Below are 25,861 nucleotides of genomic sequence, written 5' to 3'. Positions count from 1 at the left end.
ACCTGCGTCACACGAGGAGGTGTGAGATGGCGGCCGGCAGCGAGGCCCCGCGTGCGGTCATCGCGCGCTCGTGGAAGCGGTCGTCGGCGTGCGGGCTGGACCACGGCGTGCACCCGGACCTGCCCTATCTGCAGGACCTCGACGACGACAGCCGGATGATGCGCGCCGCCCGGCCGGTGCTCGACCGGCTCGTCGCCAGCATGTCCGACACCCACCACAGCGTGTTCCTCGCCGACCGCGATGCCCGGATCCTCCATCGCTGGGTGGGCATGCCCGGCCTCGCTCACAAACTGGACAAATCGAGCGTCGCTCCCGGTTTCGGCTTCCCTGAGGAGTTCGCCGGGACGAACGGCGTCGGCACCGCGCTCGAAGAGGCGAAGGTCGTTGTCGTGCGCGGCGAAGAGCACTACGCCGATTTCCTGCGCAACTTCTCCTGCGTGGGCGTGCCGATCCGGCATCCGGTCAGCGGCCGGGTCGAAGGGGTTCTCGACTTCACCTGTCTGGCCCGGGACTTTCATCCGCTCATGCAGCCGCTGCTGGTCGAGGCGGCCAAGCACATCGAAACGCGGCTGTCGCATCTGTCCTCGGCGGCGGAAGTGGCGCTGCTCGAACGATTCGTGCGCACCTGCACCACAGTGCGCGGCCCAGTGGTCGCAATGCGTCCCGAGTTCTTTCTCGGCAACACCGCGGCCGCGGAACACATCGGGCCTGCCGACCAAGCCGTCCTCTGGGACGCCGCGACCACACTGGTCGCGAACGGACGCGACACGGGCAGCGTCCCGCTCGCGGCGGGCACGTATCGCATCCACCTGACCGTCGTCGACGCGGGACCGGCCCGGTCCGCGCCCGGCATTGTCGTGCGGCTCAGCCCCCAGTTCGCCCGTGCGCCGCGCGGAACGGTTTCGGCTGCAGCGCCGCATCCCGCTGCACTGGCCGGCCGGAGCGCGCAGTGGAGCCTGGTCCGGGAACGCGTCGAATCGCTGGCCGCCGACCCGCGTCCGCTCGCGGTTCTCGGCGAGACCGGCACCGGCAAGATCCACCTGGCGAAGCATCTCCACCGGCTACGCGGAGGCGTCCTGCGGCTTCACGACTCGAATCCGGACGACGGCGCGAACCTGCTGCCGGAATGGGACGCGGCGCTGCGCGACGGGAGCACAGTCGTCGTGCGCCGGATCGATCAGCTGGCCCCGGACGTTCGGACGGGGCTCGCCGAACTCGCCAGGAAAGGCGGCGCGCCGGGGCGGCTGATCGTGACTTGCGACGAGGATTCCCCGCGCGCGGACCTCGTCCTGGCCGCTTTCCCGAGCACCGTCTGGTTGCCGCCGCTGCGCCAGCGCAGCGAGGACGTCGCCGACCTGGTGCCGGCGCTGCTGGCCCACCTCGAGCCCCGCCGGACCGTGCGCTGCACGCTGCCCGCGGTCCAGGCGCTGATGAGGTACTCGTGGCCGGGCAACACAGCCGAACTGCGCGACGTGCTGGCGTCCGCGCTCGACGCGGCCGGATCCGGCGACATCGACCTGAAGCACGTGCCGGCCTGGTTGCTGAAGCGGGCCCATCGGCGGCAGCTGACGCCGATGGAGCAGTCCGAACGGGACCTCATCATCGAAACCCTGGCCAGCGTGCAGAACAACCGGACCGACGCGGCCCGGATCCTGGGCATCGGCAGGGCCACGCTCTACCGCAAGATCCGGGCGCTCGGCATCGCCTCCGGTCACGAACTGGCGCGCTGAAACGTCAGCAGGTGACCAACCGCCACAACCCGTCGCCTGCGGCCGCGGCCATCGCCAGCCTGGCCGCCTCCGCATCCCAGTCGCGGACGGATCCGAACTCGCCCCGCCACGCGAGCGCCGGTCGCGTGAAATGGTGCAGCCGGTGTTCGTTCGTAGCGCCGATCGCGCCGTGGACTTGATGTGCGTTCCGCACGACGACCGACGCGGCGTGGCCCGCGCACGACCGTGCAGCGGCCACGAGGAACCCGAGGTCCGCACTCGCCCACGACGACGCGACAGCAGCGTCCAGCGCTGCCTCGGTGGCGGCCCGCGCCAGCCCGGCCTCGGCGGCCATGTCCGCGAGGAGGTGCTGCACCGCTTGCAGCCGTGCGATCGGACGGCCGAACTGAACGCGCGTCGCCGCGTGCTCCACGGACAGCTCCACGGCACGGTCTAGCGCCGCGCACACCTGGATCGCCCGGACGAGGGCCGACTTGAGCCGCAGCCGCTCGACCAGGCCATCGTCAGCACGAATTCCCTCGAGCGTCGCCACGTCGGCGGACACGGTGTCGCGCGGCTCGCCGATCGTGTTGACGGCGTAGTCGATTTTCAGTTTCGCGGCATCGGCATCGGCCACGAACCAGTCGCCGGCACGCCGGTAGATCGCGACGATCCGCTCGGCGCCGCGCGCCCACGGGGTGCCCGCGGCGGTGCCGCTTTCGTCGAGGACGCACACGGTCCGCAGCGCGTCCCCGGCCGCCACGCCGAGTTCGTCGAGCACGGCGCACCCCAGCAGATCGTGCTCCGCCAACGGGATCCGCACCGCGTGCCGCACCGCCGCGGACAGCAGGGCCGCGGCTTCCGGCAATCCGGCCCCGCTGCCGCCGGAACTTTCCGGTCCGGTCAGCCGCACCAGGCCGAGATCCGCCAAGCTCTGCCACAGCCGCGGATCCGGCTCCGCCGAAACCTCCGGGTGCGCGGTCCGGTAGTCGGCGAAGACCGTCTCCACCAGATCGGCCAGATCCTGGTCCACGCTCGTCATCGAAGCCCCAATCCCCGCGCGATCACGCCGCGCAGCACCTCGTTCGTACCGCCTCGGATCGTGAACCCGGGACGCTGGTCCGCGGCGACCTCAGCCAGCTCCCGCAGCTCGCGATCGCTGTCCGGCCGGTCGCCGGTCAGCAGGTCCGCGTAGTCCGCGATGTCGCCTTCGGTGGCGGTGCCGAGCACCTTCACCACGGCGGCCGGGACGTCGGCGGGCTCGTGCCGCTGTAGCGCCCCGGCCACTGCCGAAGACATCCGGCGCAGCCCGGCGACCCGCGCGACCAGCCGGCCCAAGTCCGGGTCCGGCTCGATGCGGCCCGCGGCCATGCCCTCGGCGCACGCGGCCAGCACCGGGAAAGTCGACAGCACCCGTTCCGGACCGCTGCGCTCGAAGCCCAGCTCGGACGTCACCTGCTGCCAGCCGCAGCCGATCTCGCCGAACACCATCGCGTCCGGGACGAATACCTCGTCGAGGATCACCTCGTTGAAATGGTGCGTGCCGTTCATCCAGATGATCGGACGCACCTCCACTCCGGGTGCGTGCAAGTCCACGATGAACTGGCTGAGCCCGGCGTGCCGATGCTGCGGGTCGGCCGGCGCGGTGCGGGCGAGCACGATGAACGCCTCGGACCGGTGTGCGCCCGACGTCCACACTTTGGTCCCGGTGAGGTTCCAGCCGCCTTCGCTCCGGGCCGCCCTGGTGCGGACGCTCGCCAGGTCGGACCCTGAATCCGGCTCGCTCATGCCGACTGCGAAGAAGCACTCGCCACGCGCGATCCGCGGGAGGAAACGCGTCTTCTGCAGCTCAGTGCCGTACTTGAGCAGAGAGGGCCCGATCTGGCGGTCGGCCACCCAGTGCGCCGCTACCGGAGCGCCGACGGCGAGCAGTTCTTCGGTCACCACGTAGCGTTCGACGAAGGACCGGCCGTGCCCGCCGTATGCCGCCGGAATGGTCATCCCGAGCCAGCCTCGGGCCGCGAGAGCGGCGGTGAAGTCCTCGTCCCAGCCGCACAGCCAGCAGTCGACGAACGGGGTGAACGCGCCGTCCGCCAGTTGCCGGGCGAGGAACTCCCGCACTTCCGTGCGCAACGCGTCCAGTCCGGGGCCGGCAGCGGCGGCCGGGGGCACCAATCGGGGCAGAGCCATCAGCGGGTCCTCCATTTCTCCAGCCGGGCGGCGTGTTCGGGATCGCCGTGCGCCAAGGGTTGCATCGCCGAAGCCATGCCGAGCACCGATTCCAAGCCGCTGCCCTGCGATTCCCTCAGCAACCGCTTCGCCATCCGCAGTGCGTGCGCGGGGTTCTTGACGATCCGCTCGGCGAGGGCGCGCGCGGCCGGAAGCAACTCCTCGTGCGGCACGACCCGGCCGACCAGCCCCCACGACAGCGCCGTGGCGGCATCGATCCGGTCCCCGGTGAACGTCATCTCGGCCGCCCGCTCCCAACCGGCCGCGCGAGGCAGGAACCATGCGCCGCCGTCTCCGGGGACGAGCCCGACCTGGACAAAGCTCTCGGCGAACGACGCCCGTTCGGACGCGATCCGCAAATCGCACATCAACGCCAGGTCGCAGCCGGCACCGATCGCCGGTCCGTTGACCGCGGCGATCAGCGGCACCTCCAACCGGGCGAGAGCGCGCGGGATGCGCTGGACTCCGTCCACGTAGCCGTGGCGCTGCGCGCGGGCGTCCAGGCCGAAGACTCCGCGCCGGTCGGCCATTTCCTTCACGTTGCCGCCCGCCGAGAAAATCCGGCCCGCCCCGGTCAGGATCACCGCGCGGATCGAGAAGTCCCCGTTGACCGAGTCGACCGCGGATTCGAGCTCCGAGACGAACTCCGGGCCGGCGATCGCGTTGCCCTGGTCGGGCAGGTTGACGGTCCAGGTGCGGACCGCTCCGTCCGTCGCGATGTCGAGAGGGCTGTGCACGGCGTCTGTCTCCCCCGCGATCATTCGGGCAACTGCAGAGACTTGAGCTGCAGGTACTCCTCCAGCCCGGCCCGGCCGAGTTCCCGTCCGACGCCGGAACGTTTGTAACCGCCGAACGGTGCCAGCGGGTTGTACCGGCCTCCGTTGATGTCCAGCTGTCCGGTCTGCACCCGGCGCGCGAACGCGAGCGCGCGTTCGAGCGATCCGGCCCACACTGCTCCGGACAGCCCGTAGTCCGTGCCGTTCGCGATCCGCAGCGCATCCTCTTCGGTGTCGTAAGGAATCACCGCGAGCACCGGTCCGAAGACTTCCTGCTGCGCCAGTTCGGAGTCCGGATCGACATCCGCGAACACCGTGGGAGACACGTAGTAGCCCGTGTCGGCGAGTTTCCCGGCGCCGCCAGCGAGGAGCCGGGCGCCGTCCCGCTGCGCGCGCTCGATGAACCCGCGCACGATCTCGAGCTGTTTCGCCGAAGCGGCCGGCCCGATGCGGGTGTCCGGGTCGAACGGATCTCCAACCGTGTACCGGGATGCCGCCTTGGCCACCAGTTGCAGTGCTTCGTCGTAGCGAGAGCGCGGGACCAGCATTCGGGTCCACGCGACGCAGGTCTGCCCGCCATTGAGGAAAGCGTTGCCCACACCGACTTTCACTGCCGTCGGCAGATCCGCGTCGTCAAGGATGACGTTCGCCGATTTGCCGCCCAGCTCGAGCGTCACCTTCTTGACCGACAACGCCGCCAGTTCGGCAACCCGGGCGCCGACGGCGGTCGAGCCCGTGAACGACACGAGATCGACTCCGGGGTGTCCGGCGATCGCTTCCCCGACCTCGCGGCCGGGGCCGGACACCAGGTTGAGCACGCCGGGCGGCAGCCCGGCTTCGCCGATCGCCTCGACCAGTTCGAACACCGACAACGGCGCCTCATTGCCCGGCTTGAGCACGACCGGGCAGCCGGCCGCGATCGCCGGCAGCACCTTCACCACGACCTGGTAGATCGGGTAGTTCCACGGGGTGATCGCGCCGACCACGCCGTACGGCTCGCGCACCAGCAGCGAGTTCCCCACCCGCTCTCCGAATTCGTAACTCTCCAGAACGGACAGGATGCCGCGCGCGGCGGTGAGGCCGAGCTGGGTCTGGACGCCCTGCGCGGTCCGCAGCGGTGCGCCCATTTCCCGGCCGATCGTTTCGGCGAGGCCGGGCAGGGCCTTCTCCATCGCCGCGATGACGGTCTCGAGCCGGTTCCGGCGTTCGGCGACGGTGATCACCGGGTCGAACGCGCGGCGGGCCGCGGACACCGCCGCGTCCACGTCGTCCGCCGTGCCGGCCGGTACCGAACCCAGCACCTGCTCCGTCGACGGGTCGATCACCTCGATGACCTCGTCGCCCGACGACGGCACCCATTCCCCGCTGATGTAGAGCGACCTGCGGTCGTAGTTGTGCATTTTCTTCCTTACGCGCGTGGGTTCAGGGAACGATGCTGGCGCGGACGTCGCGCTTGCCTTCGGCAGCCGCGAACGCCGCGTTGATGTCGTCGAGCCGGTACGTCGCCGAGCCGAGTCGTTCGAGCGGCAGCTTGTCGTGATACTGCTCGAGGAACGTCAAAGCGCGCGACAGCACGATCGGCTCGTACAGCGAAACGCCGACGATCGTCTTGTTGGAGAACACCAGCCGCGACGGGTCGATCTCCACAGTCTTGCCGAAGTTGATGTTGCCGATCTCCAGGTAACGACCGAACTGGCCGAGCATCTTCAGCCCCTCATCGACCGCCGACGGATGCCCGACGACCTCCACCACGACGTCCGCACCCTGCCCGCCGGTCAGCGCGCGCACCCGCTTCGCCCGGTCTTTGGCTTCGGCGACCTCGGCAATGTCGAGCACGTCGTCCGCGCCGAGAGCGGTCGCCAGCTCGAGCCGCTCGCGCACCCCGTCGATCGCGATCACCCGGCTCGCCCCGCGCGCCTTCGCGACCGCTACGGCGTACAAGCCGAGCGCACCGGCTCCCTGCACCACAACGGTTTCGCCAAACCCTTGCCCAACTCGCTCCAGCCCGTGCATCACCTGGGACAAGGCACAATTCGCCCCCGAGGCGAGTTCGTCGGACACCGCGTCCGGCACGGTGTAGACCACGGAGCCGACGGGAAGCACGAAGTAATCCCCGTATCCGCCGACGAAGTACGGCGGCTTGTCCGCACGGCCGAGCATGGCCATCGTCAGATTCGGGCAAGCGGCACGCCTTCCCGACAAGCAGTTGCGGCAGGTGTGGCAAACCGTGAAGTACGGGAACACCACCCGCGTTCCCTCCGCGAGCGGTTTCCCGTTCGCGTCCGCGCCGACTCCGTCTCCCAGCGCGGCGATCTCGCCGACCATCTCGTGGCCGAGCACCGTGGGCAACTGGCCGCCGAGCCCGCCGGTGGCGAACTCGCCGTGCCACGCGTGCAAGTCCGAGCCGCAGATATTGGCTCGGGTCACCTTGATCAGGATCTCGCCCGGCCGGACGTCGTCCAAGCTCACTGTTTCGAGAGTGAAGGGCTGTCCTGGCGCGTCGAACCGCGCGATCCGTCCTTGGTACAACGACTTCGTCCTTTCCGATGGGATGCTTCAGGCGCCGCGGCGGCCGACACGCGCCGTGCGCACGAACCCGCGTGATCGGCCGGCGCCGAAATCCGCGAGGGTGGTGGCGTTGCAGACCAGGTACAGCACGTCGCGATCAGGACCGCCGAACGCACAGGCGACCGCCCAGGCGTCGGGCACCGGGATGAAGTCGGTGATCTCACCGCCCTCTTCGACCCGGTAGAAGCCGCCTTCGGGCTGGTCGACGAAGACGTTCGCGACCCACACTCCGCCGTCCGCGTCGACTGCCAGGCCGTCCGGGCTGAACGTCTCCGGCAGCTCCGCCCACAGCCGAAAACCAGTGAGAGAACCGTCGCTGTTCACGTCATAGGCGGAAATACGGTGGCCGAAGGTCTCGGACAGGACCAGCGTCGAGCCGTCCGGAGTCAAGCCGGCGCCATTCGGGCACAGCACTTCCCCGGGCACTTCGCGTACCTTGCCGCCTGGCGCGATATGCGCGAGATGCGTCGGCTTGGGTGGTTCGCCGCCGACGACGTCGAAACCGAAGTTGCCCACGTAGGCGTGCCCGGACGGGCCTACCAGCATGTCGTTCGCGATCCCGCCGGTGAACGCGGCGATGTCGGCGTACTCGGACACTGTCCGGTCGGGGGCCACCCGCAGCACTTTCCGGTCGTACTGGGAGACGACCAGGACCGAACCGTCGTCGAGGAAACCGATCCCGGACGGGGACGCTTCGACCTCCGCGATCTTGTCGACGGAGCCGTCCTCGTCCACGGTGATGACGTGTTTGCGGAAGAAATCGCTCAGCCACAGCTTCCCGTCGTGCCACCGGGGCGACTCCAGGAAGCCGTGCCCTGCGCTGAACTCCGCCATGTCGTGCTGTTTCACGATGACTCTCCTTTCTGGACCGCCGGCAGCGACCTGGCATCGGGGTACCGGTCGCGCAGCACGGCCTTCTGCACCTTGCCGCTCGGGTTGCGGGGCAGTTCGGGCACGACGACGAAGTAGCGCGGGATCTTGAACTTCGCGAGCCGGGCGGAGAGGAACGTCCGAAGCTCCGCTGCGTCCAAATCCGCTTCTGCCACCAGGAACGCCACGCCGACTTCGACGAACTTCTCGTCCGGCACCCCGATCACGGCCGCGTCGTTGACGAGGAGGTGGCTGGTGATCGCCATCTCGACCTCGGCCGGGTAGACGTTCTCCCCGCCGCTGCGGATCATGTCCTTCGCCCGCCCCGCGAGGTACAGGAAACCGTCGGCGCTGACCCGGCCCAGATCGCCGGTGCGGCACCAGCCGTCCGCGAAGGTCTCCGCGGTCGCCTCTGGTCGGCGCCAGTAGCCCACGCTCATGCCGCCACTGCGCACCTGGATCTCGCCGACCTCGTCGACGTCGGCGAGTCGCCCTCCGGGCGCGATCACCCGCACTTCCGACATCGCCTGCGCCCGGCCGATGCTGCTCTCGTGCCCGCGCGCATCAGCGAAGTCGAGGGTCGAATTGAGACCGCCGCCTTCGGTGAGGCCGTACGTTTGGTCCAGTCGCACGCCGGGGAGCGTTTCGGCCAGCCGCTCGTACATCCACGGCGCGACCACGTCGCCGCCGGTGAGGATCTGCGTCACCGACTCGGGGACCAGCTGCGCAGGGTCGGGCGCGGTCAGCAGCTCCGCGACCATTCCCGGGTACAGCAGGACGTTCGTCGACCGGTGCGCACGCGCCGCGGCCATGAAGCCCCCGACCGTGAACCCGCCCGACGGAGTCGTCACGACGGACGCGTGATTCGTCAATCCTGGCAGGATGAACGCCTCGAACCCGCCGATGTGGAACAGCGGGCCGGCGGTGTGCAGCACCGCGTTGCTGTCGATCTTCCACTTCTGCGTCTGGATGGCCGCGATCCAGAGCACGTTGGCGTGCGTGAACACGACGCCTTTCGGCCTTCCGGTGGTGCCCGAGGTGTACATGATCGACACGGGATCGTCGAGGCCCACTTCCGGCAGGCCGTCAGTGCCGCCCGGTTCCGCGGCGAACTCGCCCAGCGGTACAGCCCATCCCGGCAGCGGATGCCCGTCGTTTCGCGCCACATACCGATCGACGGGCAGCTCCGGCCGCACTTTTTCCACGATCTCGGCGAATTCCGCGTCGAACACCAGAGTCCCCGACTCGGAATCCTGCAGTGCGAAACGGATCTCCGGCGCAGTCAGCCGCCAGTTCACTTTAACCGCGATCGCCCCTGCCCGCGCGCACGCGAAGTACAGGCATACGTAATCGGCGGAATTGCGCAACAGCAGGGCTACCCGGTCGCCCTTCCTGACCCCGGCCTTCCACAGCGCTTGCGCGTACCGGAGTTCGGTCTCCCGGAACCCGGCCCAGGTAAGGGATTCCTCCTCGCCGCAGGCGATCGCCGGTTTGTCCGAGGCTGCCGGCGGCAACTGGCCCGCCACCGCATCCGTCACGAATGCCAGGCTCATCCCCATGGCGCACACCCCTTTCTCTCCTCGGGTGGGCACCGTGCGCCGGGAAGCGTCCTCCCGGCGCACGGCAGCTCAGGCAGTCACGAACTCCGGGTAGCCCTTACCGGCGGACTCGTTGACCTCTGCGAGAAAACCGGGAAGCCCGCCCGGGTACATCAGCAGCTGAACCTTCTTGCCCGGAATGTTCGCGCCCATGTACCAGGATTTCGCCCTCGAGAAGAGAGCTGCCGCGGCGATCTCGTCGATCGTGGTCTGCCAGCGCTGCTCCGCTTCGGCGGTCGCCTCGACCCGGGTGATTCCGTTGCGCTGCAAGTGGTCGATGAATTCCACGACCCACTGCCCGTGCGCCTCGGCGGCGGTCGGGCCGTTGCAGAACGCCGACGGGCTCTGCGGACCGTAGACGAACAGCATGTTCGGGAACCGGCTGGACGCCGAGCCGAGCGCGGTGTGCGCTCCGTCCTTGAAGGAGTCAGCGAAGGATTCACCTTCGCCGTTGCGGATGTCAATGGCGGTGATCCCGCCGGTCACCGCGTCGAAGCCGGTCGCCAGCACGAGCAGATCGAGCTCGTGTTCCACGCCGTCGGCCGTGCGCACCCCGCGGGGCGTGATCCGCGCGATCGGGTGTGCCCGCAGGTCGACCACGTCGACGTTGTCCTGGTTGAAGATCTCGTAGTAGTTCTGCTCCAGCGACGGACGCTTCACCCCGAACGGGTGCGGCGGCTCGGTCGGCGCGAGGACCTCCCACAGGGCCGGGTCGTCGATCCGGGCTCGCGTCTTGTCCCGCCAGAAGTCGTAGAATTTCCGGTTGCTCTCTTCGCTGAAGAAGAGGTCGTTGAAGTTGCCGAGCCACGGCCGGAACCCGCCGATCTCCCACAGGCGTTCGTAGGTCGCGAGCCGCTCCTCGTCGGAGACGTCGAACGTGGCCTGCTCGAGGAAGTCGTAGTCGACGCCGGCGAAGTGCCCGTTGCGTGCGGCCATCCTTTCGGCGAGCTGCTGGTCCTCGTCGGTCGCCGGGCGCTGGCGCATCGGCAGCGCGAGCATCGGCGTGCGCTGGAACAGCGTGAGATGCTCGGCGACCGGCGCGGCCTCCTGCATGATCTGCACCCCGGACGCGCCGTTGCCGATCACTCCGATCCGTTTGCCCGCAAGCGGGACTTCGCGGTCCTGCGGCCACCGCGCAGTGTGGTGGACCTCGCCCTCGAACGTCTCGAGGCCCGGGAAGTCCGGCACGTACGGCTTCGACCCGAAACCGGTGCACAGCACGACATAACGCGCCCGCACAGTCCGAACCGCACCGCTCACGGTGTCTCGTGCTTCGACCGTCCACCGTCGAGCGCTCTCGTCGAACCGCGCCCCGGTGACCTCAGTATTGAACGAGATGTCCTTGGACAACGCCAGTTTCTTGTCGACGTGGGCGAAGTAGTCGCGCACCTCCGACCAGGACGGGTACAGCTCGCTGAACCGCCAGCCGCGCCACAGCTCCTCGTCGCCGAACTGGTACATCGGCCCGGGCGAATCCGTGCGGGCGCCGGGGTAGCAGTTCCAGTACCACACGCCGCCGAGGCCCGCTCCCGACTCGAACACACGCACGTCATGGCCCAGCTTCCGCAGTTTGTCCAACTGGTACAGACCCGCGTATCCAGCGCCGACGACCAGAACGTCGAGTTCGGCGGACTCCGCAGTGGGCATGGGGACTCCCTCACATCATTGTGGTGGCTTGTGCTGAGTCCCATAGTTGTGACGGCGAGCACCTGTGCCGCGTATCAATGTGAGACACGGCGAGAACGGCCATGCCCTGCCGATGCCCGCCGCTCGACCGGTCACTCCGCGGCTGATGAAGCCGCCACCACGTTTCCCTCCGCGTCTCCGGGAGCGGCTTGCCCGAGGTTTCCTTGGCGAGCAGCAATCCGAGCAGCGACAGGAGCGCGACTGCGATCAGGAAGAACGCAGGCGACCACGGGTTCCCGGTCCACCCGATCAGCCAGGTGGCCGCGTACGGGGCGACCCCGCCGAACAGGGCCGCGCCGACGTTGAACGGAAGGGCGAACCCGAGATAGCGCGAGCGAGCGCCTAAGGTTTCCGCGAAAAAGGCCGGGAATACCGCGTCGTTGAGGGAAAACATCGCGAGCAACAGCACCAGCGCTGTCGTCGCCACCGCGATTCCGCCCCGAGAAAGCGCGATCATCAGCGGGTAGGTGGCCACGGAGAGCAAGACACACGCCAACACCAAAGTCCACTTGCGCCCGAACCGGTCGGAGAAGGCCGCGGCGACCGGAACGATCGCCAGGTACACCACCAGCGCGATGGTCACCACGAGGTTGGACGCGGCCTCGCTCATCTTGACCTCCTCGACGAGGTAGGTCGGCACGTATCCGAGCAGCAAGTAACAGCCGTCGGCGTTGAGCGCCATCACCAGCAGCAGCCGCCCCATCCGCGGCAGGTCGGCCCGCAGTCGGGGCCGGCGGGCAAGCGGCTTTCCTTGTTCGCGCTCCACGACGTCGCGGTAGGCCGGGGTGTCCTCGAGCCGCAGCCGCAGGTACAGCCCGACCAGTCCGAGCGGACCGGCCACGAGGAACGGGATGCGCCAGCCCCAGCCGGCGACCGCAGCCGGGTCGAGCCCGGAGTAGAGCCCGGTGGCCAGCATTGACGCGAGCAGGAATCCGGCGGCCGAGGCCATCGGGACCATTCCGGTGAAAGCCCGCGTTTGCGGTCCGGCGCGTACTCGGCGATGAAGATCCCGGCACCGGCGTACTCCCCGGACGCGGAGAAGCTCTGCGTGATGCGCAGGAGGAGCAGCAGGATCGGGGCGGCGACGCCGATCGAGTGGTAGCCCGGCACCAGCCCGATGGCGAACGTCGACCCGGACATCAGCAGGATCGTCGTAGCGAGCACGGGCTTGCGTCCGAGCCGGTCCCCCAGCGAACCCCACAGCAGCGCGCCGAGCGGACGCACCAGGAAGGGCAGCGCGAAGATGGCGAACGTGTGCAGGAGCGCCACCGACCGGTCCTCGGACGGGAAGAACACGACTGCCATCGTGGTGGCCAGGTAGCTGTAGGACGCGTAGTCGAAGTACTCGATGAGCGTGCCGAGGCCGCTCGCGGTCACGACACGGCGGAGGACCGCGCGGTCCTCCGCGGCGGTTCTGGGGGCGGCGGTGCTCATGGCTGTCTCCTTGATCCGCAGGGCCTTTGCCGAAGGCGGCTGGGCACGCACCGGAGCGCGTGGTGCGCTCACGATGCCAGCGGCCACGACCTGGGTAAATCGCCGTAGCGGACAACTCAGTGATCAGCAAGTGTCCACAGTGGCCAAGCTCAGTCCTCGCGGAATCCACGCGCTTTGAGCGCCAGCCACAGCTCGGTCTGCGCGTCCACGCTCTCCAAGTTGTGCCCGGTCAGCTGGGTGATGCGCTGGATCCGATTGCGGACGGTGTGGCGATGCACGCCCATGCGCTCCGCACACGCCTCGACGGATCTCCGCTCGATCAGCCAGGTGTGCCGGGTGTGCAGCAGAGCTTCGCCGTTGCTGGCGGCCTCGATCGGCGCGAGCACCGAACCCGCGAACGAGTCGAGGTATTCGGTGTCGGCGATCGCGAGGAGGAGCTGGTGCGCGGCGCCGTCGACGAACTCGATCACCGATCCCATCCGCTTGCTCGTCGCCAGCGCGGCCGTCGCCTGCCGTACGGTGCGCGAAGCCTGTCCTGGCGACACCGCGGTGCCGATGCCCGCCGGCACGTCGAGCCCGTACTCGGTCAGCAGCCGTTTGGGCTCGACGCCGGCAAGACACTCCACGAACCGGTCGCGGTGCCGCAGCAACGGCGTCCCGAGCACCACGGCGAGATCGTCGACGAGCACTTCGGCGTGGGTCTCCGACCGGGCTTCGACCGCGATGCCCCACAGCGGCCCGTCCGCCGCGCCGACGCTCTTCAGCACCGCCCGTGCCGACGCTTCCTCAGCACAGGACAGGGAGCTCGGCGAACGAGCGCGCGCGACGTCGGCGGGCCGGTTCGTCAAGGAACCAGCGTCGTTCAACTTCCAGCGCCAGCAGCGACAACAGGGTCGGCACGCCCAGTTCGGCTTCGGTCCGTTGGGAATCGGTCCGCACGAGGTAACCGCGCACGGTCGCCTAGCCGGAGAACGGGACTACCACCAGATCGGCACCGTCGTCCGTGGCAAGTCGCAGATCGCCGCCTGGTCCAGGCGGCTCCGCGCGGACCCGTTCCCGGCCCTGGCGAGGAGCTCCCCGCCCAGACCCGCGTTCTTGCCGAACGCCCGCCCCACCCGGTCGAGCACTCCTGCGCTCTCGCCGGTCGAGCGGTGCCATTCGGCGAGCAGCCGGTCGACGTTCCCGCCGCGGGCGACGATACGGGTCAGCTCCACCTGCATCGCGAACGAACTCTGCAGCACGGCCCGTTCCGCCTCGGCTTTCGCGGCGATGACCGCGCGGGTGACGGCGACGAACGACGTCGTCACCCGCGGCCAGCAACGGAACGTCGTACTTGCGCGCGAGACCGACGAGCAGTTCCGGGACTCGCGCGAAGGTCCGGTCCGGACCGAACCCGACCACCACAGCCGCGGCGTCGTGCGCTCGCAGCTCGCCGAAGTACCGCTCCCAGTGCTGCTCGTCCTCCCCGAGCACGCCGCCGGTCGTCATCACCAGCTCGCCGCCGGAGTGGCCGCGTCCCGGCGAAGGCAGCTCCGCGACATACGGGATGCCAACCTCCGCGTCCATCCCGGAACCCGCGTGCACGACGGCGAGATGCAATCGATCGAGACGCGCTACCTCGGCGACCGTGACCCGGTGGGCGGTGCTTTCCATCCCCGGGTCCTACGAACCTTCGCGTTGACGGCGACTCGACTGGGTCCGAATTGTCCGGCGCGGAGATTGTTCGCCCGTGGCAGCGCTCTTAGCGTGAGCGCGACCGATCCGGACGGAAGGAGATGTGGTGATCCAGCAGAACGAGTACTACGACGGCCGCGTCCGCAGCCTCGAGTTCGCCAACGCGCAGGGCAAGTTCACGGTAGGCGTGATGAAACCCGGGGAATGGACCTTCGAAGCACCCACGCGGGAGTGGATGATCCTCACCCGCGGCTCGTGGGACGCGAAGCTGCCCGGCTCCGACGAATGGAAGACCTTCGGCGAAGGCGACTCGTTCCAGATCGAGGCCGACGAGTCGTTCACCGTGCGCGTCAGCGACACCGTCGCTTACCTCTGCCCGTACGCCTGATCCATCGGAAGTCCTGGGCCTGCACGCCTTTTGCCGGTCTGCGGGCCCATGGCTTCACTGTCGCGCGGTGCGCCGATGCTTGGCTTTCTGCGCGACGGAATCCCGCAGCCGGGCCAGTCGTTCCGCCGACTCCGTCCCGGGTTCGGCCGACCAGATCACCAGCTGCTGGTCGACGTTGCCTGCCTGCTGGAAGCTGTCCCAGTCCAGCGACATCTCCCCCACTTCGGGATGCGCGACCGTCTTCGTGCCGAAGTTCTGGTGCGCCACCCGGCGTTCGGCCCACCAGCGGCCGAAGTCCGGGCTGGTCAGGGAAAGATCCCCGACCAGCCGGGACAGCACCGGATCGGTGGGGTTGCCCGCGGCGTTCATCCGCAGCACCGCGACGCACGTGCGCGCGACCTGCTCCCACTCTGGGTACCGCGCGCGCATCTCCGGATTCGAGAAGACCAGCCGGACGTAATTGCGGTCCTTCTCCGCGATCGCGCCGAAATCGATCAGCAGCGCGGCGGCGAGATCGTTCCACGCCAGGATGTCCAGGTACCGGCCGAACACCAGCGCGGGCACCCGGTCCAGCTGGCCCAGCAGCCGCTCCAGCTGGGGGCGGACCGCGCGCTTGCGCCGGGCCGGCTCGCGCGGTGCGGGCTGGGCACCCGTGCGGGCCAGCAGGGTGCGGACGTAATCGCGCTGTTCGTCGTCCAGCCGCAGGTTCCGCTCCAGCGCGTCCAGCACCGGTTCGGACGGAGCGAGGCGGCCCTGCTCGATCCGCGTGTAGTAGTCCGTGCTGATCGAGACCAGTTGCGCCACCTCGTCGCGGCGCAGCCCAGGAACCCGCCTGCGCTGCGCCGCCGGGACATCGAGGCCGACCTCGTGCGGCTGCAGCTCAGCGCGGCGATGCTGGAAGAACTGTCCCAGCTCGCGCAGTTCAGCCGTCGCGTCAGCCATGTCTGCCATCCTACGATCCTCGCCGTCGCCTATCAGGGGAAGAAGGCTTCCCCGGGTTGGCTCAGAGCTTGTCGGCGAAGAAGGGGACGATCGTCTTCAGGGCCTCGCCCGCCCCGTTCGGGCGGTCGTACAGGTCGTAGTGCGAAGCGCCGTCGACCTCAAGGAGAGTCTTGTCAGCGGACGCGGCCCGCTTGTAGATCTCGTGGCCGTCGCGGTAGGCACCGAACGCGCCTTGCTTGCCCTTGTCCCCGATCACGATCAGCAGCGGCTGGTCGAGCAGCTCCTCGGCCAGGTGGAACGCGTCCCAGCCCAGCGCGGCGGTGCCGTGCGCGGCCTCGAACAGGACGCAGCCGTGCTCCGCCTGGCCGCGGTCGGTGCGGTAGTACTCGAAGGCCTCGATGATGTCGATGTCCCCGGTCTGCTGCGCCGCCTCGGCCGTGTCCGGCAGGAACGCGTTGACCGCGCTCTGCTCGCCGCGGGCCTCCGCGGTGCGCTGCTGGCCGATCGTGCCGAGCGCCTGGAGCACGCCGCCGTTCTGGCCTGCCATCTCCCGCTGCAGCCGCCCGAAGTTGGCGCCGGTGACGGACACCACGACCTTGAAGCGCTTCTCGGTCTTCGCCGCCGCGAGGGTGTACCCGCCACCTCCGCAGACCCCGAGCACGCCGATCCGGTCGGCGTCGACGTACGGAAGGGTCACCAGGTAGTCGACGACGCGGCTGAAGTCCTGGACGCGCTGCGCGGGGTCTTCCAGGAACCGCGGTTCGCCGCCGCTGGCACCCTGGAAGCTGGCGTCGAACGCGATGACCACATATCCGGCCTCGGCCAGCGCCGGGGCGTACACGTTGCCGGAGGTCTGCTCCTTGCAGCTGCCGATCGGGTGGGCCGCGACGATCGCGGGATAGGTCTTGGTCTCGTCGAAGCCCGGCGGGAAGTGCAGATCCGCCGCGATGTCCCAGTACATGTCGCGGTTGCGGAACTTGACGTGTTCGACGGTGCCGGTGGCCATGCTGCCTCCTCGTTCGTGCTCGGGGCGTTTCCCCGGCCTGTCTTCCACACTCGTCCTCCGCGCGGGGCCGTACCAGATCGGGTTTTTTCCTAGGAAGGATTTATCCCTGGATACCGGGCGAGTCCGGCGAGGTGCAGCCGTCCTTCCGGTCCTGGCTCCGCGCCCGGTCACGCTTCTCCATCCTCGTGCGCAAGTCGCGAAAAACTCTCCGAAATAACGCTTCCTGCCCGATCCTCGCGAGGCGGCGCCTGCCGGTTGACACACGCGCTTCCGCAACGGAGAGTGTGACTCTGCATTTTATATTTTACTTCTGACTGACACTCGGCCCCCTCAAGGAAGAGCTATGGACCAGCCTCAGCAGACCGCCGGCGTCGAGCCGCCTCCCGCCGTCACGGCGTCCAAGAAGGACATGCGCCGCATCGCGATCGCCAGCAGCACCGGGACTGTGATCGAGTACTACGACTTCCTGATCTACGGAACCGCGTCCGCGCTGGTGTTCCCGCACGTGTTCTTCCCCGCCCTCGGACCGGCCGCGGGGACCGTGGCCGCGTTCGCGACCCAGGGCGTCGCGTTTCTCGGGCGGCCGCTCGGCGCGATCCTGTTCGGACACTTCGGCGACCGCGTCGGCCGCAAGAAGACTTTGATCACCACGCTTTTCCTGATGGGCCTCTCCACCGTCCTCATCGGACTGATGCCGACTGCGGCGCAGATCGGGGTGGCCGCTCCCCTGCTGGTGTTGCTGCTGCGCATCCTGCAAGGTCTCGCGGTCGGCGGTGAATGGGCGGGCGCGACCCTGCTCGCGGCGGAAAGCGCCCCCAAGGCCAAACGCGGCTTCTACTCGATGTTCGGTTCGCTCGGCGGCGCGGTCGCGGTCGTGCTGGCCAACCTCACGTTCCTGATCGCCGGGCTCACCATGAGCAACGAGGACTTCGTCAGCTACGGCTGGCGCATTCCGTTCGTGGCCAGCGTGGTGCTGATCGCCGTCGGCCTCGTCGTGCGGCTGAAGATCGAAGAGTCGCCCGTGTTCCGCCGCGAAACCAGCCGGTCCGGCACCTCGTCCGCCCCGCTCGCCGAGGCGTTCCGCAACCAGCCGCGCCAGATGCTGTTCGGCTCTGGAGTGCTGGTCATGGTGTTCGCCTTCTTCTATCTCAGCGGCAGTTTCCTCGCTTCCTACGGGACTGCCCATCTGCACCTGGCGAAAACCACAGTGCTCTCGATCGGCGTACTCGCCGGCGTCGTGTGGTGCATCTCGATGATTCTCGGCGCGGTGCTGTCCGACCGGTTCGGAAGGCGGCGGGTCATCCTCGTGTCCACCTTCGTCTCCGTGGCCTGGGCGCTCGCCTTGTTCCCGGTGCTGGACATCGGCACGGCCTTCTCCTACGGCGCGGGAGTCTGCCTGACGCTGGTCTTCGCCGGGCTCGTCTTCGGTCCGGTCAGCGCGTTCATGCCGGAACTGTTCATCACCCGCTACCGCTACACGGCGGCCGGATTCTGCTACAACGTCGCCGGCATCCTGGGCGGCGCCGTTCCGCCTCTGGTGGCCGCCCCGATCATCGGAGCCGCCGGATCGCTCGCGCTGGGCGGGTTCCTCGCGGTGCTGGCCTTGATCAGCGCCGTCTGCACCCTCGGGCTCAAGGAGACCCGGCACTACGAGATGGACCGGGGAGAACTCGTCGCCGGATGAGTCCTCAGGCCGCTGGCCGGGAGTCCGCCGCAAGGCGGACTCCCGGTCAGTGCCAGCCCACGCGAAAACGGGCGGGGCTCCCGGCGATCCGCCGGAAGCCCCGCCCGTTCCTTCAGCCGCGATCTGGCCGCGCTGCCGCCGACCTCAGTACGAGCGCGGCAGCCCCAGGACTTGCTGCGAGATGTAGTTCCGCACCATCTCCTGCGAGAACGGCGCGTTGCGCAGCAACCGGACCTCCCGCCACAACCGCTCCACGTGGTACTCCTTCGCATAGGCGTAGCCGCCCAGCGTCGAGAACGCCCGGTCGCAGGCCTCGAAACCGCCCTCAGCGCCCAGGTATTTCGCCGCCGCCGCTTCCGGGCCGCACGGTTTGCCCTCGTCGAACAGCCTCGCCGCCCGTATGACCATGCCCTCCGCGGCTTCCAGCCGGATCCACGAATCCGCCAGCGGGTGCGCCACGGCTTGGTTCTGCCCGATCGGCCGGTCGAACACCACCCGGTTCTTCGCGTATTCGGCGGCGATGTCCAGCGCGGCCCGACCGAGGCCGATGCCTTCCATGCCGACCACGATCCGCTCCGGGTTCAGCCCGTCCAGGAGGTAGTAGAAGCCCTTGTCGACCTCGCCGACCAGCCGGTCGTCGGCCACGAACAGGTCGTCGATGAACAGCTCGTTCGTGTCGATCGCCGCGCGGCCCAGCTTCTCGATCTCCCGCACGGTGATTTTGTCGCGGTCCATGTCCGCGAAGAACAGCGACATCCCGTACAGCGGCTTGTCCTCCCGCCGCGGCGAGGTGCGCGCCAGCAGCAGGATCTTCTGCGCGTTCTGCGCGTTGGTGATGAAGACCTTCTTGCCGTTGATCTTCCAGCCGCCGTCGACCTTGGTCGCTTTGGTCTTGATCCGCGACGTGTCCACCCCGGCATCGGGCTCGGTCACGCCGAACGCCATCAGCAGCTCGCCCGCCGCCAGCTTCGGCAGGTACTCGCGCTTCATCTCCTCCGAGCCGTACTTGACGATAGGCGCGGGCGGGAACACGTAGAAATGGATCGCCGAACCACCGGCCATCCCGGCCCCAGACGCGGAGATCTCGCCCATCATCACCGCGGCCTCCTCCAGGCCCAGACCGATGCCGCCGTACTCCTCCGGGATCATCGCGCCCAGCCAGCCGCCCGCCGCGAACGCCTTCACGAAGTCCCACGGGTATTCGTGCTTGCGGTCTTTGTCCAGCCAGTAGTCGTGGTCGAACTTGCGGGCCAGCTCCCGCGTCGCCTTCCGGACGATCTCGACGTTGCTTTCCGGATCGGTCATTGCGCGTTCTCCTCCGCGAGCACCGGGATGTCTTCGAGCGGCGTGGCCGGGTCCAGCGACGACAGGTCGCCGACCGGCGCCCCGACGAACCGCGCCCGGATGGCGCGCCGCATGATCTTGCCGTTCTTGGTTTTCGGCAGCGTCGGCACGACGCGCACCTCCGGGGCGAACGACTTCCCCGCGTTCTCCAGCGCGACCTCTTGCAGGTCGTCGGGTTCCGCTCCACCGGCACGCAGCACCGCGAACGCCACCGCGCGCTGGCCGCGCAGTTCGTCCGGCGCGCCGATCACGGCGACCTCGGCGATCCGCTTGTCCCGCAGCAGGGCCGCCTCGATCTCCGCCGGTCCGACCCGGCGGCCGGCCAGTTTCAGCGTGTCGTCGGAGCGGCCGTGGATCCGCCACTGCCCGGAACTGTCCACACTGCACAGATCGCCGTGCACCCAGACGTCCGGGAACCGTGCCCAGTACGTGTCGAGATAGCGCTCGCGGTCGTGCCAGAACGCGTGCGTCATCCCGGGAAAGGTGTTGCGCACTGCCAATTCGCCGATCGCGTCGACGATCGGCGAGCCGTCGTCGTCGAGCACCGCCGCGTCGATTCCGGGCAGCGGGCCGGTGAACGCGGCCGCCGCGGCGGGCAGGAACGGATAGCCGATCAGCAGCCCGCCGCCGACCTCGGTACCGCCGCTGTAGTTGACGATCGGCACCCGGCGTTGTCCGACCTGGTCGAACAGCCACCACCAGGTCGGCTCGTCCCACGCTTCACCGGTGGAGACGAATGAGCGCAACGTAGCCAGTTCGTGGCCTGATTTGCCTTGCGCCGCACGCAATGCGCGTGCCGCGGTAGGCGCGATTCCTTGCACGGTAACGCCGTTGCGCTCGACCACCTCCCACATCCGGTCCGGCGTGGGATGCGTCGGCAGGCCCTCGATCATCACGATGGTCGCGCCGAGTTGCAGCGGGCCGGTCATCAGCATCGGACCGACCAGCCAGCCGAGGTCGGTGATCCAGCAGACGACGTCGTCGGCGTGCACGTCGAAGCCATAAGCGAAATCGACGGCGGTCTTCACCGCGAACCCGCCGTGGGAGTGCACGATGCCCTTCGGACGACCGGTCGTGCCCGACGTGTAGACGATGGTGAGCGGGTCATTCGCCTCCGTCGCGGCGGTCTCGACCGGCGCGGGCGACGGGTCCAGCTCGTCGTAGTGCCAGTCGCGGCCAGCCGTCAACGGCACGTCGATGCCGAGGTGGCGGACTACCACGACCGCGCGCACCGACGGCGCGTCCGCCAGCGCCGCGTCCGCGGTCGCTTTCAGCGGGACTTCCTTGCCGCGCCGGGTCGTCCCGTCCGCGGTGATCAGCGCGGCGGCTTGGGAATCCTGCAGCCGAGTGGCAAGAGCGTCCGCCGCGTAGCCGCTGAACGTCGGCACCGCGATCGCCCCGAGCATGGCGATCGCGAGGAACGCCACGACCGCCTCGGGCACCACTGGCATGTAGAGCACGACACGGTCGCCCCGCAAAACGCCGAGCGCGGCTAGGTTCGCCGCGAACCGGCGCACCTGCTCGTCCAGTTCGCCGAAGGTCAGCGTGCGCCGCTGTCCGGAATCTCCCTCGTAGACCACCGCGGTCTTGCCCGCGAGTTCGCCGCGGGCATGCCGGTGCGCACACAGTTCGGCGACGTTGATCCGGCCCCCGGGGAACCAGCGAGGGAACGGTTTCCCCTCGGATTCGTCGAGCACCCGCTCGAACGGTTCCGCGAAAGCGATGTCCAGGTCCTCGACGACCGCGCGCCAGAACCACTCCGGGTCGGCGATCGCCCGCCGGTTCGCCTCGGACACGCCTTCCGCGTCTCCGGGCAGGCCCCACTTCCGCAGCGCGGCGAGGTAACGGCTGCGGTCGCGCACTTCTCCGGGCGGCGCCCAGGCGTAGCCTGTCTCGTCCTCGGCCATGTCCGGCCCCTTTCCGCTCAGCTCTGCGCGGCGGACGCCTCGGCGGCGGACCGCTTCAGCATCAGGCCCGCGCGCAGGGCGTCGCACACGATCTCGTCGCGCTGGTTGATGCCGAGGTGGCGGAACATCACGATGCCCGAATCGCCGCGGCTCTTGGACTCGCGCTTGCTGACGATTTCGGTGCGCACGTGGATCGTGTCGCCGTGGAACACCGGCTTGGGGAAGGTGATCTTCTCGAAGCCCAGGTTGCCCAGGGTGGTCCCCTGGGTCGTCTCCGGCACCGTCACCCCGGACACGAGGCCGAGGATGAACAGGCTGTTCACCAGCCGCTGTCCGTAAATGCTGTTCTTGCTGTACTCCGCGTCGAGGTGGAGCGGAGCGAGATTGAGCGTCATGACGCTGAACAGCGTGTTGTCCGCCTCGGTGACGGTGCGGCGGGTCGGGTGGTCGATGACCATCCCCGGTTCGAATTCCTCGAAGTACAGGCCTGCCATCCGGTGTCCTCTCCCCGCCGCGCGCTCGACGCGGCGTCTGATCGATCGTCTCGGCCGCTGCGGTCCGGGCAGGCCCGCGCCTCCGCGGCCGCCTCGCTCGCAATAAATATAAAATATACTCTCGATAGGTCGCCGTCTAGCCAGGTTGCACACATCATATATTCTTGACGACCGTCTGGGACAACCCGAGGAGGCGCCGATGCCTGATCGCCCGCGGCCTGCCGTGCCGCCCGGACCGGTCCGTTTCCGCACCGCCGACCTGGAGACCGCGCGGGAGCAGGTGACGCGCGCCTTCGCGAGCCACGACGTGCGGGTCGCCGACCGCGCCGGCATGCGATTCCGGCTCGACCTCGCGCCGTCGGCGCACCTCACGATCGGGCGGATGGCCTACGGCGCGGACACCACGATCGTCGGCCCGCCGATGCGGCTGTGCTACCACGTCAACCTGCCCGCCACCGGCACCAGCACGGTGGAGCAGCACGGCGCGCACCGGACGTTCGCGGCAGGCGAGGCCGGAGTGGCCTTCGTGCCGCAGTCCCCGGTCCTGGTGCGGTGGAGCGCGGATTCGTGGCAGTACCACGTCAAACTGCCGAAAGACCTGCTCGAGGCGCACGCGGCGAAACTGACCGGGGAACCGGTCCGCGAGGAGATCGACTTCGACCTCACGTTCTCCCTGCGGTCCAGCACCGCACAGGCGTTCCTCGCGACAGTGGGCTTCCTCTACGCCGAACTGAGCCGCGACGGCGGGCTCGCCACCGTTCCCGCCGCGTGCCACGAGTTCGAATCGGCGCTGATGACCCAGCTGCTCATGACCGTGCCCAGCAGCCTCAGCGCGAGGCTGCACAGCCGCCCCGCGCACACCCGGGGGTCGCGCATCCGGGAAGTCGTCGACTATCTCGACCGGAATCCCGAGAAGAGCGTCACGACCGCGGACCTGGCCGCCATGGCCGCCATCAGCCCCCGCGCGCTGCAGGCGGGCTTTCAAGAGGCGGTGGGCAAGTCCCCGATGGCCTACCTCCGCGCGGTCCGGCTGGACCGGGTGCACCGGGAGCTGCTGTCCGGCGCGGCGGACTCGGTCACCGACGTCGCGGCGCGCTGGGGGTTCCACCACCCCGGCCGGTTCGCGCAGCAGTATCGCGAACGGTTCGGGATGCTTCCGTCGGAGACCGCCCGCCCCCGCAGCTGACGGGCGGGCTCCGCGGGCGTCAGGCCGACCGCTCCCGGGGCTGCGTCCACGCGGCCAGCAGCCGCTCCAAGTCGAGCACCGCCGCGTCGGGCGCGGACGGCTCGCGCGCCGGGGTCCGGCTGAACCGCGGGGCCGGGCGCGGGTGGAGCACGTCGCCGACCCGGCCGAACACCGCCCGCTCGGCGTTGTGCGGATGCTCGGCCGCCTCGTCGAACGTCAACACCGGCGTTACGCACGCATCGGTCCCCGCGTAGATCCGGGCCCATTCGTCGCGGTCCTTCGCCGCGAAAGCGGCCGCGATGAGCGAGCGCAGCCGAGGCCACGCCGCGCGGTCGTCCTGGTCTGGCCAATCGGCCGAGTCGACGCCGAGCCGGGAGACGAACTCCCGGTAGAAATCGGGCTCCAGCGCGCCGACCGCGACGTATCGGCCGTCCGCGCAGCGGTAGGTGTCATAGAACGGCGCGCCCGAATCGAGGTAGTTCGTACCGGGTTCGTCGGAGTAGCGGCCGGCCGCGCGCAGGCCCTGCAGCTTGGCGGTCAGCAAGGCGACACCGTCGATCATCGCCGCGTCGAGCACCTGGCCGCGACCCGACGAGCGGGCTTCGAACAGCGCGCTCACGATGCCGAAGGCGGCCACGAGCGCCCCGCCCGCGTAGTCGCCGAGGAGGTTGATCGGCGGCCGCGGCGCCTCCCCTTCCCGGGCCATCGCGTGCAGCGCACCGGTCTGGGCGACGTAGTTGATGTCGTGGCCCGCCTGCTGCGCGAGCGGGCCGGACTGCCCATACCCGGTCAGGCGCGCGTACACCAGCGCGGGATTCCGGGCCAGCAAGACCTCCGGCCCCAGCCCGAGGCGCTCCGCGACGCCGGGGCGGTATCCCTCGATGAACACGTCGGCCGCTTCGGTGAGCCGCCGCACCGTACGCACGCCCTCCGCCGACTTCAGATCAGCCTGGACCGTGTCGACCCCCCGGTTGGCGAGATCGTGCTCGGCGGCCATGCCCTCGGTCTGACCAAGCGCGCGGCCCCGGTTGTTCGCCGGCCGCGCCACCCGGGCGACCTCCGCGCCCAGGTCGGCCAGCAGCATGCTCGCGAACGGCGTCGGCCCCATCCCGGCGAGCGCCACCGCCCGAACCCCGGCAAGCGGTCCACGGCGGTTCGTCTCGGTCGTCATCGGCACTCCCTCGGCAGTTCGGGCACGCATTCGAACATATTATGTATTATCTACTGCCGGTGCTACCCCTCGACTGCCGGGCCGCCGCGCCTCGACCTTCTGCCCAGGAAAGTCTGCGGGCTCGACTCCCGAGCCATCACCGGGGCCGGTTCAGCGCAGCAGCCGAAAGATCCGGCCGGAGCGGACGGTCAGTGCTCCCAGAAACCCTGCTTCTCCAGCAACGCCACCGCTCGCTCTCCCCCGTCGGAGAAATGCTTCTCCACGAGCGACCGGGCACGCGCGGCCGACCGGGTGCTCAGCGCCTTCAGGATCCGGCGATGATCCTCGGCGGCCTTGTCCGGCCAATCCGCGTGCGCCTCGTAGAACCCGTGCGACACCGTCTTCACCAGGATCGCCAGGATCGAGATCAGCCGACGCGAATCGGAAGCGTGATTGATTCGGCGGTGGAACTCGAAGTTCAGTCGTTCCAGCTCCGCAGGATCTGTCTCTTGCCCCATCCGGTCGACGAGATCTTCCAGTGCTTGCAGGCTTCCTTGAGTCAGGTTCTTCGCCGCGCGTTCCGCGGCCAGTCCGGACACGACGCCGAACACGCGGTAGTGGTCGCGGATGTCGTCGCGGGCCATCCGGGCGACGAACGCGCCGCGGCGGGCGATGTGCTCGACGACGCCCTCGTGGTCGAGGGTGATCAGGGCTTCGCGGATGGGCAGTTTGCTGATGCCGAGTTCGTCGGCCAGCGCTTCCTGGTCGATCTTCGCCCCGGCGCGCAGCTGGCCGGAAAAGACGCGGTGCCGGATTTCCTGGGCGGCCATCGCGTTGAGGTTCGCCGGGCCGGTGCGGCGCGGTCCGGCACTCGCTGTCTCGGACATCGCCACGACTTCCCATCCCTCCGCCCGACGTTCCTTCCCATGAAGTATCACATACTGCGCCCGAGCTTGGATCGCGCGAAGCTCACCCGGACCGGCCTGGAAGTCCGCACTGTCATAGCGTTTACCTGCACATACTCGACCTCGATGGGGCACCTCAGCGATCTCGTAGCATGTGAGCCATCCGATGATTTCTGATAAACTATTTTCTATGCCAGCCCGGTAGGTCATAGTGGGGGCATGGCAGCAGCGGTGACTCCCGAGGACTTCCGGCCGATTCTGGAGCTGGTGCGCGACTTCGTCCGGGCGAAGGTCGTTCCGCGCGAGCAGGA

At 69.0% G+C, this 25,861-nt stretch carries 23 protein-coding genes and 1 pseudogene; 4 read left to right on the top strand and 20 right to left on the bottom strand.

The window, feature by feature from the left end; genetic code table 11:
• The first annotated feature begins 26 nt into the window (after nt 1-26).
• A complete protein-coding gene (locus ACZ7OI_RS38130; protein WP_470268972.1) occupies nt 27-1,730 on the top strand; it encodes a sigma-54-dependent Fis family transcriptional regulator in 1,704 nt (567 codons plus the stop codon).
• 4 nt (nt 1,731-1,734) lie between these two features.
• Here the strand turns inward: ACZ7OI_RS38130 and ACZ7OI_RS38125 are convergent, their stop codons facing one another.
• The 13 genes and pseudogenes from ACZ7OI_RS38125 to ACZ7OI_RS38065 all read right to left on the bottom strand — a co-directional run.
• Nucleotides 1,735-2,751: an acyl-CoA dehydrogenase family protein gene (locus ACZ7OI_RS38125; RefSeq protein WP_470268971.1), complete on the bottom strand. Its 1,017-nt coding sequence runs from the start codon at nt 2,749-2,751 to the stop codon at nt 1,735-1,737.
• Nucleotides 2,748-3,899, bottom strand: coding sequence for an acyl-CoA dehydrogenase family protein (locus ACZ7OI_RS38120; RefSeq protein WP_470268970.1), 1,152 nt, complete (start codon nt 3,897-3,899; stop codon nt 2,748-2,750). Before ACZ7OI_RS38120 ends, ACZ7OI_RS38125 begins: the two co-directional genes overlap by 4 nt.
• The gene (locus ACZ7OI_RS38115) at nt 3,899-4,699 is read right to left on the bottom strand and encodes a crotonase/enoyl-CoA hydratase family protein (protein WP_470268969.1); all 801 of its coding nucleotides are present in this window, start codon (nt 4,697-4,699) and stop codon (nt 3,899-3,901) included. The genes ACZ7OI_RS38120 and ACZ7OI_RS38115 overlap by 1 nt, the downstream gene beginning before the upstream one ends.
• Nucleotides 4,696-6,114 (bottom strand): aldehyde dehydrogenase family protein, encoded by a 1,419-nt coding sequence (locus tag ACZ7OI_RS38110; RefSeq protein WP_470268968.1) that lies wholly within the window; start codon nt 6,112-6,114, stop codon nt 4,696-4,698. Before ACZ7OI_RS38110 ends, ACZ7OI_RS38115 begins: the two co-directional genes overlap by 4 nt.
• Before the next feature lie 22 nt (nt 6,115-6,136).
• Nucleotides 6,137-7,183, bottom strand: a complete 1,047-nt coding sequence (locus tag ACZ7OI_RS38105; RefSeq protein ID WP_470268967.1) for a zinc-binding dehydrogenase — start codon at nt 7,181-7,183, stop codon at nt 6,137-6,139.
• Nucleotides 7,184-7,270: 87 nt separating this feature from the next.
• A complete protein-coding gene (locus ACZ7OI_RS38100) occupies nt 7,271-8,131 on the bottom strand; it encodes an SMP-30/gluconolactonase/LRE family protein (RefSeq protein ID WP_470268966.1) in 861 nt (286 codons plus the stop codon).
• The gene (locus tag ACZ7OI_RS38095) at nt 8,128-9,711 is read right to left on the bottom strand and encodes a class I adenylate-forming enzyme family protein (protein WP_470268965.1); all 1,584 of its coding nucleotides are present in this window, start codon (nt 9,709-9,711) and stop codon (nt 8,128-8,130) included. Before ACZ7OI_RS38095 ends, ACZ7OI_RS38100 begins: the two co-directional genes overlap by 4 nt.
• Nucleotides 9,712-9,780: 69 nt before the next feature.
• Complete coding sequence (locus tag ACZ7OI_RS38090; RefSeq protein ID WP_470268964.1) at nt 9,781-11,397, bottom strand: flavin-containing monooxygenase; 1,617 nt, start codon at nt 11,395-11,397, stop codon at nt 9,781-9,783.
• Between the two features lie 10 nt (nt 11,398-11,407).
• Nucleotides 11,408-12,118, bottom strand: coding sequence for an MFS transporter (locus ACZ7OI_RS38085; RefSeq protein ID WP_470269166.1), 711 nt, complete (start codon nt 12,116-12,118; stop codon nt 11,408-11,410).
• Nucleotides 12,118-12,870 carry an MFS transporter gene (locus tag ACZ7OI_RS38080; protein ID WP_470268963.1) on the bottom strand — a complete coding sequence of 251 codons (753 nt, stop codon included), beginning with the start codon at nt 12,868-12,870 and terminating at the stop codon, nt 12,118-12,120. The genes ACZ7OI_RS38085 and ACZ7OI_RS38080 overlap by 1 nt, the downstream gene beginning before the upstream one ends.
• A 149-nt stretch (nt 12,871-13,019) precedes the next feature.
• Nucleotides 13,020-13,718 (bottom strand): PucR family transcriptional regulator, encoded by a 699-nt coding sequence (locus ACZ7OI_RS38075; protein WP_470268962.1) that lies wholly within the window; start codon nt 13,716-13,718, stop codon nt 13,020-13,022.
• Nucleotides 13,719-13,847: 129 nt separating this feature from the next.
• A complete protein-coding gene (locus tag ACZ7OI_RS38070) occupies nt 13,848-14,177 on the bottom strand; it encodes a hypothetical protein (RefSeq protein ID WP_470269173.1) in 330 nt (109 codons plus the stop codon).
• Between the two features lie 13 nt (nt 14,178-14,190).
• Nucleotides 14,191-14,523 (bottom strand): annotated as a pseudogene (locus ACZ7OI_RS38065) (PucR family transcriptional regulator ligand-binding domain-containing protein); the annotation flags it as partial.
• A gap of 127 nt (nt 14,524-14,650) precedes the next feature.
• On the opposite strand from ACZ7OI_RS38065, the gene ppnP reads away from it, so the two are divergent.
• Complete coding sequence (gene ppnP / locus ACZ7OI_RS38060; protein ID WP_470268961.1) at nt 14,651-14,932, top strand: pyrimidine/purine nucleoside phosphorylase; 282 nt, start codon at nt 14,651-14,653, stop codon at nt 14,930-14,932.
• Between the two features lie 54 nt (nt 14,933-14,986).
• Here ppnP and ACZ7OI_RS38055 read toward each other — a convergent pair whose 3' ends face one another.
• Together ACZ7OI_RS38055 and ACZ7OI_RS38050 are read right to left on the bottom strand one after the other, a co-directional pair.
• Complete coding sequence (locus tag ACZ7OI_RS38055; RefSeq protein WP_470268960.1) at nt 14,987-15,874, bottom strand: helix-turn-helix transcriptional regulator; 888 nt, start codon at nt 15,872-15,874, stop codon at nt 14,987-14,989.
• Nucleotides 15,875-15,935: 61 nt separating this feature from the next.
• The gene (locus ACZ7OI_RS38050; RefSeq protein ID WP_470268959.1) at nt 15,936-16,880 is read right to left on the bottom strand and encodes an alpha/beta hydrolase; all 945 of its coding nucleotides are present in this window, start codon (nt 16,878-16,880) and stop codon (nt 15,936-15,938) included.
• Nucleotides 16,881-17,223: 343 nt separating this feature from the next.
• Between ACZ7OI_RS38050 and ACZ7OI_RS38045 the strand changes: the two genes are divergently transcribed.
• Entirely contained in the window at nt 17,224-18,564 is a 1,341-nt protein-coding gene (locus tag ACZ7OI_RS38045) for an MFS transporter (protein WP_470268958.1), read from the top strand.
• 144 nt (nt 18,565-18,708) lie between these two features.
• Here the strand turns inward: ACZ7OI_RS38045 and ACZ7OI_RS38040 are convergent, their stop codons facing one another.
• The 3 genes from ACZ7OI_RS38040 to ACZ7OI_RS38030 are packed head-to-tail and all read right to left on the bottom strand — an operon-like array spanning nt 18,709 to nt 22,309.
• Nucleotides 18,709-19,869, bottom strand: coding sequence for an acyl-CoA dehydrogenase family protein (locus ACZ7OI_RS38040; protein ID WP_470268957.1), 1,161 nt, complete (start codon nt 19,867-19,869; stop codon nt 18,709-18,711).
• A complete protein-coding gene (locus tag ACZ7OI_RS38035; protein ID WP_470268956.1) occupies nt 19,866-21,815 on the bottom strand; it encodes an AMP-binding protein in 1,950 nt (649 codons plus the stop codon). The genes ACZ7OI_RS38040 and ACZ7OI_RS38035 overlap by 4 nt, the downstream gene beginning before the upstream one ends.
• Before the next feature lie 17 nt (nt 21,816-21,832).
• Nucleotides 21,833-22,309: a MaoC family dehydratase gene (locus ACZ7OI_RS38030; protein WP_409180707.1), complete on the bottom strand. Its 477-nt coding sequence runs from the start codon at nt 22,307-22,309 to the stop codon at nt 21,833-21,835.
• 199 nt (nt 22,310-22,508) lie between these two features.
• Between ACZ7OI_RS38030 and ACZ7OI_RS38025 the strand changes: the two genes are divergently transcribed.
• The gene (locus tag ACZ7OI_RS38025; protein WP_470268955.1) at nt 22,509-23,495 is read left to right on the top strand and encodes an AraC family transcriptional regulator; all 987 of its coding nucleotides are present in this window, start codon (nt 22,509-22,511) and stop codon (nt 23,493-23,495) included.
• Between the two features lie 19 nt (nt 23,496-23,514).
• Here ACZ7OI_RS38025 and ACZ7OI_RS38020 read toward each other — a convergent pair whose 3' ends face one another.
• Nucleotides 23,515-24,666 (bottom strand): CaiB/BaiF CoA transferase family protein, encoded by a 1,152-nt coding sequence (locus ACZ7OI_RS38020; protein ID WP_470268954.1) that lies wholly within the window; start codon nt 24,664-24,666, stop codon nt 23,515-23,517.
• Nucleotides 24,667-24,854: 188 nt separating this feature from the next.
• The gene (locus ACZ7OI_RS38015) at nt 24,855-25,532 is read right to left on the bottom strand and encodes a GntR family transcriptional regulator (protein WP_470268953.1); all 678 of its coding nucleotides are present in this window, start codon (nt 25,530-25,532) and stop codon (nt 24,855-24,857) included.
• Nucleotides 25,533-25,861: the final 329 nt, after the last annotated feature.

It is taken from the genome of Amycolatopsis sp. NPDC114503 (genome assembly GCF_055633655.1).
The sequence above is the reverse complement of the archived record's forward strand: the minus strand, read 5'-3'. Positions and strand labels throughout refer to the sequence as shown.

Bases quoted from the DNA above. Each gene is read 5' to 3' on its own strand.
- ACZ7OI_RS38030 (WP_409180707.1), bottom strand. From the start codon at position 22,309: ATGGCAGGCCTGTACTTCGAGGAATTCGAACCGGGGATGGTCATCGAC.
- ACZ7OI_RS38020 (WP_470268954.1), bottom strand. From the start codon at position 24,666: ATGACGACCGAGACGAACCGCCGTGGACCGCTTGCCGGGGTTCGGGCG.
- ACZ7OI_RS38115 (WP_470268969.1), bottom strand. From the start codon at position 4,699: ATGATCGCGGGGGAGACAGACGCCGTGCACAGCCCTCTCGACATCGCG.
- ACZ7OI_RS38015 (WP_470268953.1), bottom strand. From the start codon at position 25,532: ATGTCCGAGACAGCGAGTGCCGGACCGCGCCGCACCGGCCCGGCGAAC.
- ACZ7OI_RS38130 (WP_470268972.1), top strand. From the start codon at position 27: ATGGCGGCCGGCAGCGAGGCCCCGCGTGCGGTCATCGCGCGCTCGTGG.
- ACZ7OI_RS38025 (WP_470268955.1), top strand. From the start codon at position 22,509: ATGCCTGATCGCCCGCGGCCTGCCGTGCCGCCCGGACCGGTCCGTTTC.
- ACZ7OI_RS38080 (WP_470268963.1), bottom strand. From the start codon at position 12,870: ATGAGCACCGCCGCCCCCAGAACCGCCGCGGAGGACCGCGCGGTCCTC.
- ACZ7OI_RS38110 (WP_470268968.1), bottom strand. From the start codon at position 6,114: ATGCACAACTACGACCGCAGGTCGCTCTACATCAGCGGGGAATGGGTG.
- ACZ7OI_RS38095 (WP_470268965.1), bottom strand. From the start codon at position 9,711: ATGGGGATGAGCCTGGCATTCGTGACGGATGCGGTGGCGGGCCAGTTG.
- ACZ7OI_RS38055 (WP_470268960.1), bottom strand. From the start codon at position 15,874: ATGGCTGACGCGACGGCTGAACTGCGCGAGCTGGGACAGTTCTTCCAG.
- ACZ7OI_RS38040 (WP_470268957.1), bottom strand. From the start codon at position 19,869: ATGACCGATCCGGAAAGCAACGTCGAGATCGTCCGGAAGGCGACGCGG.
- ACZ7OI_RS38045 (WP_470268958.1), top strand. From the start codon at position 17,224: ATGGACCAGCCTCAGCAGACCGCCGGCGTCGAGCCGCCTCCCGCCGTC.
- ACZ7OI_RS38050 (WP_470268959.1), bottom strand. From the start codon at position 16,880: ATGGCCACCGGCACCGTCGAACACGTCAAGTTCCGCAACCGCGACATG.
- ACZ7OI_RS38085 (WP_470269166.1), bottom strand. From the start codon at position 12,118: ATGGCGCTCAACGCCGACGGCTGTTACTTGCTGCTCGGATACGTGCCG.
- ACZ7OI_RS38125 (WP_470268971.1), bottom strand. From the start codon at position 2,751: ATGACGAGCGTGGACCAGGATCTGGCCGATCTGGTGGAGACGGTCTTC.
- ACZ7OI_RS38090 (WP_470268964.1), bottom strand. From the start codon at position 11,397: ATGCCCACTGCGGAGTCCGCCGAACTCGACGTTCTGGTCGTCGGCGCT.
- ACZ7OI_RS38120 (WP_470268970.1), bottom strand. From the start codon at position 3,899: ATGGCTCTGCCCCGATTGGTGCCCCCGGCCGCCGCTGCCGGCCCCGGA.
- ACZ7OI_RS38035 (WP_470268956.1), bottom strand. From the start codon at position 21,815: ATGGCCGAGGACGAGACAGGCTACGCCTGGGCGCCGCCCGGAGAAGTG.